This window comes from Allobosea sp. UC22_33 (assembly GCF_042700715.1).
GTDB lineage: Bacteria > Pseudomonadota > Alphaproteobacteria > Rhizobiales > Beijerinckiaceae > Allobosea.
In genome coordinates, this window is sequence record NZ_CP170556.1 from 2,377,990 (window position 1) to 2,392,660 (window position 14,671).

Here is a 14,671-nt window from a genome sequence, read left to right on the forward strand (position 1 = left end):
GTACATCATCGCCGCGTTGGCCGCTGTCGCCGGTGATGAGCAGGAACTTAAGGAGCGTGCGCTTGACCGATATCGGCAATGGTACTCGCCTTAATTAGCCTTACCCGGCATTCCGGGGTAAGGGGTATTCGGTCATTGGCTTGGAACTCAGGACACGCTTGCCGCGTTCGTTCAACGAGACACCTCGGAATAATACTCGGCCCCGTCAGCTCCAGCTGGCGGGGCCATTTTCGTTTCAGGCTGTACCGTGTGAGCCAGCCCGCCGGCTGCCCGTGAAGGCAGCCGCGTTCGGCGCCAGAATGTCATTCTTCTCAGCCCAGGAGGCGAAGATGCCTTTTGCTGTCTCGGCCTCGATCTCGCCGCGGACCGCCGCCAAGCAGGCCTTCAAAGCGAAGGAGTGGACTGAATCTCTCTGGCTCTTCGGCCAATCTGTCAGAAACATGTAGGCTTCCATCGCTGATGAGATAGCAGTTGGAATGCCCAGGCCGGTTAGAATGACGACTGGACGTTGGAATTCGTCTGAAAGCGTCAGTGCCATTGCCACATCCTCCGAAAAGCAACATGGGTTTGGGTGCGGACCGTCAATGACGGGCGCATGACGCTGATTTAGGTGTCCCATTTCCGATCATTCAAGACCCGTCGCAGTTCCGCGACTGAGCTTCGCGCCTAATGTCGGCGGGGCATCGGTTATTATCGAAGAGTCTGTAATACCAGTTTGGAACCAAGACTCCGCCCATCCGTTCGCCAAGAACCGGGCCAATTTGCTCGATAGCCATGGAGCGCGACGTGCCCAAATATCGCTTCACGACGGATGATGGGAAGAAAATCGATCGCGGCGACGATACGATAGAGTTTGCGGATGACGGCGCAGCGGCGGACGCCGCTCAGCAGGCTCTGGCTGACATGGCCCATGATGCCTTGCCGAATGGCTCCTCCCTCGATCTGAGCGCCGCAGTTGAGAATGCTACCGGGGACGACGTCTACCGCGCGTCTCTCAAGTTTCGCGGTGAAACAGCCCATCAAGCCCGCACAAAGGCCGCGGCAATCGATGCGGGCGCAGACGATGCAGCAGATGCCGTGGCGCACGCCCTCGATAACAAGCACAAATAGAGCGAGCCCTCGGCGGATTGCGGCTTGTACGAAATGCCCGGCCTGCTCAGCAGCGCGGAGCCCTTTTCGTTTCTGACGCGACGGCGCCCCCTTCGAGACTTGTTGCCTTGCACGACCGGTTATTACACGGTTGGGTTGCGCCTCGGCTAACAACTGTGTCTTGATATGCCTTTCTCTTCGTTCCACGACCCCGCCGATTTTGCGCGCGCGCAGGGAGCGCTCGACCAGCTGTGGCAGCGGATTAAGGTCATTATCGAAGAGGCTGATCAGCAGCGCGAATACGACCGGCTAGCTTTCCTCGTCGCCTCTTTTGCCCTAGTTACTCAAGATGAGGATGATCTCATCGAGCGGGTATGGGAGCGGTACTGGCAACGCTGACTGCGACCGCCCGGAAGCCTTCTTGCTATCGAACTGTTTGAAGCGCCCTATGTTGTGGGCGCTGCCTCTGCGCGCCATCCCCCGGCGATAGCGTTTCGGCCGGACAATCAAAACCGAGAACGACATGAAATCCGGCATCGGCGGGTTGATCCTGCGGGGCGGCACGGACATCGGCTCCATCGCGGGTGAGGCAGACACGGTCACTGCGCGGCGGTAGGCCGCCGTCGTGGACTCGCTAGAAAACGCGCTCCTAATTGCTGCCAGCATGATCATGGTTGCGGTGTTCGCTTGGTTCGCGTCGAGACGCGGAAAGTTCTAATCGTTAGGGCCAGACTTCTGGCTTCGCATTCCTGTGGTCTGCAGCTCGTCTTGGAAACCCGACAATCGAGTAAAATTGATCCGAGGCGGTTCATGTGTTCCGGCTCAGCGCTGCCGTATGCAGGTCGAATGGCTGGATATTCCCGAAACTCAGTACGCCGTCGGATGGTCGAGATGGCGCGGCTCATCACAGATCAAGGTTCTCTTTACAGCTGCATCATCAGAGACTTGTCGTCAGGTGGCGCGATGCTCCGAGTGCCAGCGGAGGCCCATATTGAAGGACGCGTCCGCGTCATTGCCGACATTTTAGGACGAGAACGAACTGCCTCGGTCAAATGGCGGGATGAGACCTCGATTGGAATCGCGTTCGAGGACTAAGCGGCGGAATCGTCGCACCGCGTCAACATCTTCCCTGAAGGCGTCGCGAAGTAGCACTCGTCCTCGTAGTGGAGCGGCGTGCCGTCTTCGAGCGAATATGAGACCGTCGATAGCCCAGGCTTGTTTTGCCAAACGATGACCGTGAAGCGATTGCCATCATCGTCCTGGCACAGCTCGCGATATAGCTCGCGGCGGGATGTTGACTGGCGTCGGGGCGGTTCGGCTGGAGTTTGAAGCGCAACCATGGGAACACCTCACACAGCACACTGGCAAGTCAACGGCGCCCGGGTCGCGGTGTTCCTCCCGACTGTTAGTTATTGGAGTTTGAAAGTCTGCCGGAATTGGCTGCGACCCCTATGCCGCTCGTCTCGCTTCCTGCTCCCGATGCTTTTTGCTCGACGTACTTGAGCCGCGTTGCGGCTGTGTTTGGAAGCCTCTCGGTCTCTAACCAAGCTAGAAATTCGTCAGGCCTGATTGTGACGATCTGAAGGGCTCGGCCGCGCGCGAGCCATGCATTCATGACGCTGAGTGCGGCGGCGTGCCAGGTCTCATAATCACCGGGCATCTCGTCCCGGTCGTGGGCCAGCTCCCAAAGTCGCCGGAAATCATCCCGTTCGTACCAAGGCAACGCGACTGTGTAGGCTTCAACTGTCGGTTTCATATCCTCTGCGTCCCCAAGTGCGCCCAAAAAGCGCATGAAAACGACGCGAGGATTTAGGTGCCGGTTGCGGCTCGGTGTCAACCGGATGGCCGGCGATAGCCGCCCTATAGTGCCTCTCCGCTTCCGCAGAAAACACGATCGGAGCACCGATGCGGCGCGCCATCTCCTGCTCGGACACGTAGTGTAGGGGCTCTCGATCCCGCGCGGGCGTCAGGTATATCGCTGGTTCGGTGCGGCACTCGTTGCGGCGATCATCATTCACGTCGCCGGGCTGTGGTTGACCAGCCCGCCCGACGTCGTTGACGCCCTCCTCTTCGACACGCCGACACATTCTTCGGCCTGGGGGCGTCGCCATGTGGGCCGCCTGCGCCGCGGCGTTGCTTGCAGCTCTACGTCGGCCAGCTCTCGACCAGCCCCTCCTGAAAGGCTTCCTACTTTCCTGGGTGCTATTTGCATTATTCTATTATTCGCTGGAACTAGACCGGCTGGGGAAGGCCATAGAGGAGCCATCGAAGCGAAGCTAAAACTAGCTGCCAGTGAAGGCAGCTTGCGCGATCCTGGCCAAGCCGTCTCGCGTCAACGCCATCCGAGGTGGAATTGGCAGCAGACATGCGTGCCGCCGAGATTTTGCGGCGATCGTCTCACGTCCAGCTCGCAAGTCGCTCAGATGAAATTTGCCCGGGATTTTTTGGCAAGCTTGTCATCCCGATAACGGTTGCATCCCTGCCGCTCCAACTCGATCTCGACGACTGCGCGCGTTGGGCCCGCGGCGCTCGCGCTCAGCGGCGCATCAGCAATTCTGGATAACGGTTCAGATATTTGTCACAGACACGCTGCTCGTGGCCTTTGATCCGGGCAGCGGAAAACTCCTTTTCGACGTCCTCGATGCCCATAACCATCGCCCGCGTCGAGATGCTCTTGGCTTTAGCATCGCGATAAGCGTCGGCCTGCAATCCCTTGTCAACGATCTGCAGGTCGCGGCATCGTAAAACAGCCTCGCTGGCGGCCCCCATACGATAGAAAGACCGCGGCGACTGCGCCTTCGACGAAACCTTGGCGGAGGGCACAGAAGGATCGATAAAAGCGCAGATTGAGAATATCGATGCAAATGCCCGTTTCAATCAATGTCCCCAATCTTCAGACGCTGGCCGACTTCCATTTGACGCTTCGGACCTCGTGGCGCTCGATGCCATCCCAAAGGCCTACTAATACAAGCTCACCGCGCGGTAAAAATTGTCGTCGGGGGGGCAAAAATCGACAGAGGTCATCGGCGCCGGGGAGACGTCCATGGCGAGTTGCGGAGCCCTCTGGCAATGCAACGTTTGATGGCCAGCACAGGGCAACTTGGAGTGATCAGCTCGAATAAAATGTGACGCGCACCATCCGCAAACTCATGACGACACGGGACCTCACTCAAAGCTTCTGTATAAAGAACGCTTCAGCGAAGGTGAGCTCCACCATATCGCCGCGTCTGAGACGCCGAAGATCGCTTTGGATCGCGGGATCAACAACGCTAACTGTCCGAGGCCCGGCCGGACCGACATAACTGACGACGCGAGTTGTAGGATCGAATTTCTCAAATCTAGCGGTCAAAGTGAGCGACCGCACGACCCATTTCTCAGGGACATTCTGAAATAACGGGTCGGTCGCCGCCTCCGAATAGATGATACTTGGCTCTGCGCCCTTTCGAGCCCGACGAGCCCCGAGGACCGCCCCTTCGACGCGTCGAATTTCGACTCTATCGCCAGCATGGATGTTCTGTAGATTGCCAAACACTTCGGGCACTGCAACTTGCCAGGTATTGCGGCCCTGTCGGACGCGCACAATTCGCTCCGATGGCTCCACGTCGACGATGTCGACGTTCATTTGTTCGACTTCAACTGGCCCAACGCCCGCGACGATGACGGTTTGATTGGTAACGACCGGGGTCGACGCGCAGCTGGCTAATGCAATTCCCAGCGCTAGTACGACGATAACGCCCAGATATTTCAGCATAGCAATACTCCGCACCAGCAAATAGCTTTCAATAGCGAACGGGCCGCCGAACCACTGCGCGTCCAGGCGCGACGACCACAGGGCGCGGCGCGACCACAACTGCCCTCGGCGCCACGACCACCGGGCGCGGCGCAACTACTACAGCCCTGGGCGCGACGGCTACCGGGCGCCTGACCACAACCGCGCCGCCAGCGGCGACGCAGCCGGCGCGAACGACGCCCCGCGCGCAGACCACGGCATTCGCCTCAGTGGGAAAAAGGAGCATTGAACTGCCCATCAGGCCGACCGCAACAACTATCGTTTTCATGCGTGCCTCCTTCGGCTCTCGAGATCTTCCAAAGAGGCTACTCTTAATTTCGTCTGACGTAAGGAAAAATTTGGCCGCGGCGTAAACGCTTGTTGGGCTGAAGGGCGTCTACATAATTTGCCACTTCGGATAGCTTCTAGATGTCGCGCAGAGTGCCTTGGCCGATAGGTGCCGCCCCTATCGCTTCCGACGTGAAACCTTTGGACGAGTCTGAGGTGGTGCGGACGGTCAGATTTGCGCGGAGCTGGGGATGCCGCACTCGAAACGAGACCCGTGTAAGTCATGTTTCAAAGAAAGCGATTGAGGCCAGATCGATCGCCAGCAAGAGCTTGCCGAGTTCGGGTCACCTTCAGACTGAGGTTAGGCTCTAAACCGACCTCTTTGCCCGCGATGAGGATCACGCCGCGCTGCAGCGGCCGTGTTGAGAGGGAGCTTCCTCTTCCTCGTCGATTCGAGGCCGGAAGACATATGCTACCTTAAACCACTTCCCATTTCGCAACCGATGGATGACTGTGCGGAACGCAAAGCCGGATGTGAGCGCCTCGCATGATTTTCGATCCGTTGGATCCGAGCACGCTCCGGCCTGACGCCAAGAGCGAGAACCCGGCAACATGAGCTGGACTCACCAGGTCAAAATGAATGTCGGTGTGGCGCGTGTCGTCGTTCCTACTATCGCGGACGGAGGGGCATTACGCCGCCGCCTTTTCCTTTGTGGCGCTCTGGTTGCAGCTCTATTCTCCGCGGCATGCGCCTCGCGGCCAGAGGCAGGGTTCCTTAGTCCGGTCGCCGAAATCGCCACCGGCGCAACCGCTCATACTCTCCTGGTCGCGACGACGCGAAAGCGCGACGATAGACCAGGCACGCTGTTCAATGGTGAGCGGGCAAAGCCGCTCGACTACGCCAAGATCGAGATATCGGTTCCCGAGAAGCACAAGGCCGGCGAGATCGAATGGGCATCAACCGCTCCTGGGAACCCGCGGACCGACTTCGTCGTCCGGCAGGCCGCCTATCTCGATGGTGAGAAGGAGTTCGTCAGGTCGCTCAATGCGCAACTCGCGGCGCGTCCGCGCGGCAGCCGCAAAGTGCTGCTGTTCATCCACGGCTACAATACAATGTTTGCCGAGGGTCTTTATCGTTTTGGGCAGGTCGTCCATGACTCCAAATCGCCCGCTGTGCCGGTACTCTTTACGTGGGCGTCACGGGGCCAGATCACACAATATGTCTACGACAACAACAGCGCGACAACGGCTCGCGACGACCTCGAACGTACGATCCGTCTGCTCTTCGCGAGCGACGCCGAGCAGGTAAACATCCTCGCGCATTCAATGGGCAATTGGGTGACCGTCGAGGCACTCCGACAGATCAAAATCGCTGGTCAGTTGCCGCAAGCAGGCAAATTGGGGTCGATCTTCCTTGCGGCCCCCGACATCGACATCGATGTCTTCAAGTCGCAGATGCGCCGTTTCGGAAAACCACGCAAACCGTTCTACATCGTGCTGTCCAAGGATGATCAGGCCTTACGGGCCTCCAGCTTCATCGCCGGCGGAGGTAATCGGCTCGGTGCCGATGGTGACACTGAAGAATTGGCCGCGCTAGGAGCGGTCGTCATCGATCTCACCGATGTGGCGGCGACTGATTCCTCAAACCACGGCAAATTTGCCCAACTCGCCGAAATCGCTCCCCAACTGTCAGCCGTGCTCGAAAAGGGCGTCTCCGGCGGCGCGGACCGTTTAACCCCGGCACAGAATGCCGTCGGTGAGACGGTTGGCGCGCTGGTTTCGTTGCCTGTCATGATCCTCGGTGCTCCGATCAAGATCATAGCTGGCCGTTAACGGAACCATCTGACCGGCCCTCGGGGGTTGGTATCTTCACGGAATTTTCGGCTCAGATTCTTACCAGGAGAGATTTCGTGATGATCAAAGCAGTTATCGCCTTCCTGGCAGGTTGTGTGCTCTTAACGGGATCGGCTGTGGCGCAGATGCGTCCTTCTGGGCCGCCCAGCGCCACCGTTCGCATCAAGCAGCTCCAGGTCGCCTTTATCGGCTCCGGGGCGATCGGCGGCGGTACGCTCCGCTTCCGCAACCGCAGCTACGACATCACCGTTGGCGGCCTCGGCATCGGCGGCATCGGCGCGTCGCGGCTGACGGCGACCGGCTCGGTCTATGGCCTGAACCAGGTCCAGGACATCGCCGGCGCCTATGTCCAGATCCGCGAGGGCTGGGCGATCGGTGGCCAAGGCCGCGGCACGCTTTGGCTGCGCAATGCCAAGGGCGTGGTGATGCGACTCGCGACGCAGAGAAGGGGTCTGCAACTGTCGTTGGGCGCCGACGGGGTCTTGATCGGGTTCAAGCAGTAGTCCTGCCCAAAAGACTGCCAAAGCAAGGGATGTCGTCATGAATGCTGCCGTGAACCCCGTCGCAACTCATCACCTGCCGAGCTTCGTCACCGCGCCGGGGGGAACGGACTACCTGATGGTGGTCGCCGCGATCATCCTCATCGGAGCGGTTCTGGGCATCGGGCTGCTTTTCCTGCGCCTGCACACCTTGCCCGAGCGCATGGCGCACAAGACACACAAGATCCAGTTCGAGATCGTCGCCGTTCTCGGCTTGCTCGCGCTCTTCACGCATATCCATGCCTTCTGGGTCGCCGGGCTGCTGCTCGCCCTGATCGACCTGCCCGACATTCCGGGGATGTTCGGCCGGATGGCCGGATCTCTCGAGAAGATGGCCGGCATCGCGCCAGGTAGCGGCGGCGACGCGGCATCGGACGCGGAGACTGCCGTCCCCGGGCAGGACGGGATTGCGCCATATGCGGGCGCCAGCGTCGAGGAGAAGCATCATGCTTGAGCTTCTCGTCTGCGCGCTCTTCACCCTCCTTCCCGACTATCTTTATCGTCGCTACCGCCAGGGCAAACGGTTCGGCCGCGAGCTCACGCTCTACTCGGTCTGGTTCGAGCTGCGCTGGGGTCTCGTTACCTGCGTGATGCTGACGGTCGGCCTGATCACGGTGATCTTCTACAACCACCCCTCCACCACGAGCGCCACGGTCTTCTTCCGGACGGTCCCGATCGTGCCGGAGATCAATGGCCGCGTCGCGCAGGTTCACGTCAGCTTCAGCGGGAAAGTCGAAAAGGGCGCGCCGATCTTCACGCTCGACGGCAGGAGCCAGGAGGCCGCCGTCGAGGCTGCGCGGCGCAAGATCGCCGAAGTCGACGCGACGCTGGCGGTCGCGAAGGCCGATATTCTCGCTTTTGACGGCAAGATCCAGGAGGCGAGGAGCGCGCTGCAGCAGGCGCTCGACGAATTGCAGACCAAGCACGAGCTCAGGCAACGCAATGAGAATGTCGTCGCCACCCGCGAACTCGAGCGGCTCGAAAACATCGTGGCCGGGCGCGAGGCCGCGGTTGCGTCTGCGACGGCTTCGCAGGCCGCCGCCCAGACCAAGATCGTGACGCTGCTGCCGGCCGAGCGCGCGAGCGCCCAGGCGGCCTTGGCCCAGGCCGAGGTGGAATGGGGCAAGACCGTGGTGCGGGCCGGCTTCACCGGGCATGTCGAGCAGTTCACGCTCCGGGTCGGCGATGTCGTCAACCCCTTCATGCGCCCGGCCGGAATCATCATCCCGGAAGAAGCGGGAAGGGGCAGGATGCAGGCCGGCTTCGGCCAGATCGAGGCGCAGGTGATCAAGGTCGGCATGGTCGCCGAGGTGACCTGCATCTCGAAGCCCTGGGAGGTCATCCCGATGGTGGTGACGGGCGTGCAGGACTTCATCGCCGCCGGCCAGCTCCGGAGCGGCGAGCAACTGATCGACGCGCAGCAGGTGGTCCGGCCGGGAACGATCCTCACCTTCCTCGAGCCGCTCTACCAGGGCGGGCTCGACGGTGTGACGCCCGGCAGCAGCTGCATTGCCAACGCCTATAGCAACAACCACGACATCATCGCGGCGAAGGAGACCGGCACCATGCGCCGCATCGCCTTGCACGCCGTCGATGCGACCGGGTTGGTCCATGCCATGCTGCTGCGCATCCAGGCGCTCGTCCTGCCGGTCAAGACCCTCGTCTTCAGCGGGCACTGAGGGCCAGCGGCAGTAGCCGCTCGGGACGAAAGAGGCGCAGCGAGGGTTGGAGACCGATGGGCAGTGATCGACTTGTGTCGCGTGGGCACCCCCGTCGCCGGTCAACGAGAGGGGGCATGTCGACCGCGGCTATGTGGTTCTATTGCGGCTTCCTGCTGTGCGCGGTCGCAGGGTCTGCGCTCCCTGCTTCCGCTCAGGCGCTTGAACCTCCAGCCGGCATCAGCAAGGAGCAGTTCGACGCCCTGGTCGAAGCGATCGGCGACGCCGTCGTTCGGAAGTTGGACGCCCGCCAGGCAGAGAAGGGCGCCGCTGTCCCGCTCGCCGAGCCGGCCGCTGTTCCGGGTGATGATATCGAGGCCCGCGTAGGCGAATTCGTCATGCGCAGTCGGCAGGCGTTCGCGGCGTTTCCCGATCTGATACGGCGACTGATTGAGCTCCCGTCGCTGATCAGGGAGGCAGGCGCTGGACGCAGCCTGTCCGCCTTCATGGCCTTACTGCTCGGCTCGGCGCTGGCGGCGCTCGGCGCCGAACGCGGAATTTGGGCTGTCTTCGGAACGCTCCGACAGCGACTGAGCGCTCAAGCGGCAGGGCACCGCGGTCTTACCGCAATGATCCCTCTCGGCGTCCTTCTGGCGATCGATGCCTTGGCAATCGGCGCGGTTTGGCTCGTGAGCTACGGTGCCATCGGACTCTGGTTTTCCCGCGCGAGTGGCCAGGACAAACTGGCTGCCGCGATCCTCGCGGGCATTTTCGCTTGGCGCCTATATATGCTGCTGTTCCGCGTCGTCCTGCGCCCCGGACTATCCGGCGCCCGCCTCGCCGACATGGATGACGAGGGCGCGGCGGCGGTCTGCCGCCGGATTTCACTGCTGATCCTGGCGATCGGCTCGCTGCGCATGGTGATCCGTCTGCTGATGGCGACGCAGGCTCCGCCGGACGTCGTCGCCGCCGGCCAGCTCCTCGCCTCGACGATCGGGGTGAGCGTGGCCATCGCAGCAGCGGCGGCATCGCGGGCGCCGATGGCGCGTTGGTTCGCCGCCCTATCGCAGAACCGGAACGAGCGGGGCTTTGGGCGCCTCCTCGGCCAGAACTGGCTTTATGTGGCGGTTCCACTCTTCGTTTTCTTGGGGTTGACCCAGATCTACGGCGCCATCAGCATCCGCTATTCCGTGCCCAATGCCGTCCTGCTGACGCTGAACGCGCTTATCGCGGTGATCGCCCTGCAGACACTCGGTCGGTATCTCTCGCGTCCCGACGTGGAAGCGCCTGCTGCAACGGAGCACTCCCTGCCTTCATCGACGCCGCCGCCGCGGCGAATGCTTGACGTGGTGCTGCGCTGCATCCGCGTCGCGATTCTGATCGGCGTGGTTACGATCGTGGCGCAAAGCTGGATCGTCGATGTCCTGGCACTCGTGGATCGGGATGAATGGCGGACACTGGCTCGTACGTCGCTGGCAACCGGCATTACGATGTTCCTGGCCTTCGTCGCCTGGCAGTTCATCGACTTCGTCACGCGGCGCCATGCTCCCGCGGTGGCAAGCGCGGGACCACATGCGGGGGAGGAAGCCAATGTCGGCAGCTCGCGACTTGCCACCGTGCTTCCGCTGCTGCGCGTTGTTCTTGCGGTCACGATCAGCGTGCTCGCCTTGCTTATCGTGCTGTCGGAACTGGGCGTGAACATCGGCCCGCTGCTGGCGGGCGCCTCGGTCTTCGGTCTCGCCATCTCGTTCGGCAGCCAGGCCCTCGTCCGCGATATCGTTTCAGGCGTCTTCTATCTTAGCGACGATGCCTTCCGGGTCGGCGAATACATCGATTGCGGAAAGGCAAAGGGATCGGTTGAGGGCTTCACGCTTCGCTCAATCCGCCTGCGCCATCAGAACGGGCAGGTTCATACCATCCCCTTTGGGCAACTCGGGCAGATCACTAATTTCAGTCGCGACTGGTCGACTGTGAAGTTCAACCTGCGGTTCAAGCGCGACACTGATCTCGAAAAACTGCGCAAGACCGTGAAGAAGATCGGCGATGAGATGCAGGAGGACCCAGAGTTTAAGGACGAATTCTTCGCCCCCCTACGCATGCAGGGCGTCGCCGACATCCTCGATAATGCCCTCCTCGTCCGCTTCAAATTCACGGTTCGTCCTGTGCAACCCAGTTACATCCAGCGCGTCGCTGTGAAGAAGATGGTCACGAAATTCGCTGAAGTCGGAATCGATTTCGCTGATTCCATGGTGGCAGTGCAGACCTTGGCGTCAGGATCCGATACAGCGGCGGCCGCCGCAGCGAGCGCCGTACAATCACGTTCCCGGGCCGACGCAGCACTCGCTGAGGGGCCTGTATCATGATCGCTTCAGCTGGCCCCCTACGCCTAGCTCAATCCGCGCGGCGCATCAGCGAAGCGCCCGGGGAGGGTCCGACCATTTACGGGCTCGAGGAACCGCGCGCGGACTAAACTAGGTGCGCGAGAAGGGCGCCATTTTTCAGCAAGACACCGGGCAGCCTGATGCGTGGAAATGCATCTCCGCGCATTGTTTCCGCCTGCCACGTGGCTGCATATGCCGTGTGCGTTTAGCAACTCTGGAGCGTGTGAATGAGCCCCCGACCGAATTGGGATCCAGCGCCGCGCGCACGGGAGCTGTCCTGTCGCCTGGTGGAATGGGGAAGCGAGACGGGTTCTGCTGGCGAGGCCGATTTCGGCGACCGACTGGCCGGGCTGCTTCGCGAAATTCCCTATTTTCGCGATCATCCGGACCACGTACGTCTCATCGAAAGCCATGGCGATCCGATGACACATAGCGTCGTCGCGATCGTGCGCGGCAAGGGGAAGCGCGCCCTAGCGATGGCGGGGCATTTCGACGTTGTCTCAATCAAAAACTATCGGGAACTCGCTCCGCTGGCATTCAAGCCCAACGAACTGCTCGTCGCGCTGATCGCCGATCTCCAAAGCAGGCAGCTCAATGAAGGCGAGCGACGCGCGCTGGAGGATTTCAAAAGTGGCGAGTTCTTGCCGGGCCGCGGCTTGCTCGACATGAAAAGCGGTATCGCCGCGGGTATCACCGTTCTCGAGGACTTTGCCGTTGATCCGGAGCGGTCTGGCAATCTCATTCTGATTGCCACCCCGGACGAGGAACGCGGCTCGCGGGGAATGCGCAGCCTCCGGAACGCGCTGCCGGCTATAGCAGCCGAGCTCGGGGTGGAGATTGACGCGGGCATCAATCTCGATGCGACGAGCGATCAAGGAGATGGCTCTGAGGGCCGCGCTATCTATCGCGGCACGATCGGCAAGGTACTGCCATTTGCTCTAGCTATTGGGCACTCCTCGCATGCGAGTTATCCTTTTGAAGGCATCAGCGCGCAGCTGATGGCATCCGAGATAACCAAGGCGGTGGAGGCGAACCCGGCGCTGTGCGACACGGCAGCCGGGGAAATCTCGCCGCCGCCGATCTGCCTCGAAGCTAAGGACATGCGCGGTGGTTATGAGGTCACCACACCGGAGCGTGTCTGGATCGCCTTCAACTGGCTTTCCCATAACTGGACGGCCCGGGATCTCCTTGCCCGGTTCGAGAGGGTCGTCCGAACCGCCACGAACGCTGCCGTTGACCAGTTCAACCATCATGCTCGCAGCTATGCCACGATGCTGGGCATAACCCAAACAGCGCCAGTGGCGCCTGCCTCGCTCATCTCAGTTGCGGAACTCAGAGAGCTTTTGGAAAGGGTCGGCGGGTCCGACGCGGTCGCCAGGTTGAGCGTGGTCGAGCTGCAATTGCGCAGCCTCGACGACCCCTTGGCCAAGACGCGCATACTCGTCGACGCGATGGTTACGGAAGCCGGCTTGAGCGGTCCTGCAGTCGTCTATGGCTTCAGCAGTCTCGTCTACCCGTCAACCCACATGTCGAGATCGGAACGGGGCTCCGATTTCGCGGACGCCATTGATGGCGCTCGCATTGCTCATGAGAAAGCCGGCGGCACGCCTCTGCGCTATCGAGAATACTTTACTGGCATTTCGGACATGAGCTTCTTCGGCCATCGCGCTTCTGATGCGGATGGCGCCTATATCTCGGCTAACACGCCTGCTAGCGAGCTCGTCGACAAAGCGTCCGGGAATGCACTCTCGTTTCCAGTCGTGAACATCGGACCCTGGGGGCGGGAATTTCATCAAAGGCTCGAACGTGTGCATATGCCCTATGCCTTTGAGGATCTCCCGAATCTGATCCGGGAGATCGCCAAACGATTCCTCGGCTAACTTATCGCTATGGCGAAGGTCCGTTCCTGGGCGGGCCGCACGCCTTTTCTTCGAGGCCGCTAGCATCGGCTTCCAGCAGAGGCGCCAAGTTCGACTTTTGGCGCGCGGCTGACGGCTCGCAGCCAACTCCGTCTATCTTTGGCTTGGGCGGGAAGCCTTCAGCGATAAAGCAACATTGCTTTCAGCCGATGCTGCAAGGCAGGCGGCTCGACATTCATTCGAACATTGCCAAGTGCGTAGCGCATCTCGGCAGTGAAGGGCATCCAAGCGCGCAAATCGTCGAGCAGGGCGTCGGACATCAAATCTTCCAGCGGCCCCGCGCCGAGTTGACCAAGTGCCAGTTGGTGATCAGGCAGTCGCGCCTGCGCGATAATCGCCAGAACCCGCCTTAATACGATCTCGCGTGGATCGTTCAGCATATCCGTGGACCAATGCCATGTGCTTGGATCAGCCAGATAAGCCTGCACAAAGGATTCAGCGGTGACTGGAGGTCCCTCAAGAGCAGCCATATCCGGCACCCACGAAAGGTCCGCTGCAATCGCCGCTCGCGAAAAGACATTCACGGGTAAGATGCTCGAAGATTGCTTAAGCGACAAGTTCTGCAGGCCATCCATTTTGTCGATCTTGCAAGACTGCACTAGCTGAGTTTCGCGAATTGATACACTGTTCGCAGTGGCAGGGACCAATTCCTATCATACCGGTCGTGGGGCGCTTCCGGCATAGCCCAGGCGGCCTTCGTACGTCTCCTTTTGGGCGTAGATCGAGAGTCCGCTCCTGGCGCCCTCCGCGCTTCGGAAATTACCCCAGTCGCCCCTTAGTCGGCGCGTCCCCGAGCCTCTACCTGCCATAGCGCCACAAGCTGCTTGCCCCGGACCACGTGCAGGAAGTCGTGCAGGTTGATGGTGGGATCGCAGTGGGGAACTGTGCACTCAACCACCGCTCCTATCGGCAACGCGGATTGCCCTTTCAACGGAAGGATGCGGCCGAATTCATCGCCGCACCATTCGATGCGACCGACCAGCTCGTTGTTCAGGAAGACGCGCGGCGGCGGGCCGTCCAGCGCGAAGCTCTTGCTGCCGCCATCCGTGATGGCAAAGCCGAGCGAGCTATGGCCAATCACCGTGACGGCGATGCGCAGCGCCGGGCTGAACTCAGGCCCGCCGCGGCCATGCATGTCGACGCTGTCATAGGCCTCGTCCATGAAGACGTAGGA

At 61.0% G+C, this 14,671-nt stretch carries 15 protein-coding genes; 9 read left to right on the forward strand and 6 right to left on the reverse strand.

What is annotated here, in order from left to right; all coding sequences use genetic code 11:
- Window positions 1–235 precede the first annotated feature (235 nt).
- Window positions 236–538 (reverse strand): DUF982 domain-containing protein, encoded by a 303-nt coding sequence (locus ACFJGT_RS11240; protein ID WP_377848595.1) that lies wholly within the window; start codon window positions 536–538, stop codon window positions 236–238.
- Window positions 539–774: 236 nt separating this feature from the next.
- On the opposite strand from ACFJGT_RS11240, the gene ACFJGT_RS11245 reads away from it, so the two are divergent.
- From ACFJGT_RS11245 to ACFJGT_RS11255, 3 genes are all read left to right on the forward strand, one after another.
- Window positions 775–1,110, forward strand: coding sequence for a DUF6894 family protein (locus tag ACFJGT_RS11245; RefSeq protein WP_377848596.1), 336 nt, complete (start codon window positions 775–777; stop codon window positions 1,108–1,110).
- A gap of 165 nt (window positions 1,111–1,275) precedes the next feature.
- Window positions 1,276–1,488, forward strand: coding sequence for a hypothetical protein (locus ACFJGT_RS11250; protein WP_377848597.1), 213 nt, complete (start codon window positions 1,276–1,278; stop codon window positions 1,486–1,488).
- A 447-nt stretch (window positions 1,489–1,935) separates the two neighbouring features.
- Window positions 1,936–2,184: a PilZ domain-containing protein gene (locus ACFJGT_RS11255; RefSeq protein ID WP_377848598.1), complete on the forward strand. Its 249-nt coding sequence runs from the start codon at window positions 1,936–1,938 to the stop codon at window positions 2,182–2,184.
- Window positions 2,185–2,494: 310 nt separating this feature from the next.
- Here ACFJGT_RS11255 and ACFJGT_RS11260 read toward each other — a convergent pair whose 3' ends face one another.
- The 3 genes from ACFJGT_RS11260 to ACFJGT_RS11270 form a co-directional block, all read right to left on the reverse strand.
- Window positions 2,495–2,845: a hypothetical protein gene (locus ACFJGT_RS11260; protein ID WP_377848599.1), complete on the reverse strand. Its 351-nt coding sequence runs from the start codon at window positions 2,843–2,845 to the stop codon at window positions 2,495–2,497.
- A 779-nt stretch (window positions 2,846–3,624) separates the two neighbouring features.
- Window positions 3,625–3,966, reverse strand: coding sequence for a hypothetical protein (locus ACFJGT_RS11265; protein WP_377848600.1), 342 nt, complete (start codon window positions 3,964–3,966; stop codon window positions 3,625–3,627).
- A 292-nt stretch (window positions 3,967–4,258) separates the two neighbouring features.
- The gene (locus tag ACFJGT_RS11270; RefSeq protein ID WP_377848601.1) at window positions 4,259–4,939 is read right to left on the reverse strand and encodes a hypothetical protein; all 681 of its coding nucleotides are present in this window, start codon (window positions 4,937–4,939) and stop codon (window positions 4,259–4,261) included.
- 819 nt (window positions 4,940–5,758) lie between these two features.
- Here ACFJGT_RS11270 and ACFJGT_RS11275 point away from each other — a divergent pair.
- From ACFJGT_RS11275 to ACFJGT_RS11300, 6 genes are all read left to right on the forward strand, one after another.
- Window positions 5,759–6,979: an alpha/beta hydrolase gene (locus tag ACFJGT_RS11275; RefSeq protein ID WP_377848602.1), complete on the forward strand. Its 1,221-nt coding sequence runs from the start codon at window positions 5,759–5,761 to the stop codon at window positions 6,977–6,979.
- Window positions 6,980–7,056: 77 nt separating this feature from the next.
- On the forward strand, window positions 7,057–7,503 hold the full coding sequence (locus ACFJGT_RS11280; protein ID WP_377848603.1) for a hypothetical protein: 447 nt from the start codon (window positions 7,057–7,059) through the stop codon (window positions 7,501–7,503).
- A gap of 37 nt (window positions 7,504–7,540) precedes the next feature.
- Complete coding sequence (locus ACFJGT_RS11285; protein ID WP_377848604.1) at window positions 7,541–7,993, forward strand: hypothetical protein; 453 nt, start codon at window positions 7,541–7,543, stop codon at window positions 7,991–7,993.
- The gene (locus ACFJGT_RS11290; protein WP_377848605.1) at window positions 7,986–9,218 is read left to right on the forward strand and encodes an HlyD family secretion protein; all 1,233 of its coding nucleotides are present in this window, start codon (window positions 7,986–7,988) and stop codon (window positions 9,216–9,218) included. Before ACFJGT_RS11285 ends, ACFJGT_RS11290 begins: the two co-directional genes overlap by 8 nt.
- Before the next feature lie 116 nt (window positions 9,219–9,334).
- The gene (locus ACFJGT_RS11295; RefSeq protein WP_377848606.1) at window positions 9,335–11,560 is read left to right on the forward strand and encodes a mechanosensitive ion channel family protein; all 2,226 of its coding nucleotides are present in this window, start codon (window positions 9,335–9,337) and stop codon (window positions 11,558–11,560) included.
- Between the two features lie 245 nt (window positions 11,561–11,805).
- Window positions 11,806–13,458 (forward strand): M20/M25/M40 family metallo-hydrolase, encoded by a 1,653-nt coding sequence (locus ACFJGT_RS11300; RefSeq protein WP_377848607.1) that lies wholly within the window; start codon window positions 11,806–11,808, stop codon window positions 13,456–13,458.
- A gap of 158 nt (window positions 13,459–13,616) precedes the next feature.
- Here ACFJGT_RS11300 and ACFJGT_RS11305 read toward each other — a convergent pair whose 3' ends face one another.
- Together ACFJGT_RS11305 and ACFJGT_RS11310 are read right to left on the reverse strand one after the other, a co-directional pair.
- Window positions 13,617–14,072: a hypothetical protein gene (locus tag ACFJGT_RS11305; protein ID WP_377848608.1), complete on the reverse strand. Its 456-nt coding sequence runs from the start codon at window positions 14,070–14,072 to the stop codon at window positions 13,617–13,619.
- Between the two features lie 200 nt (window positions 14,073–14,272).
- Window positions 14,273–14,659, reverse strand: a complete 387-nt coding sequence (locus tag ACFJGT_RS11310) for a hypothetical protein (protein ID WP_377848609.1) — start codon at window positions 14,657–14,659, stop codon at window positions 14,273–14,275.
- Window positions 14,660–14,671: the final 12 nt, after the last annotated feature.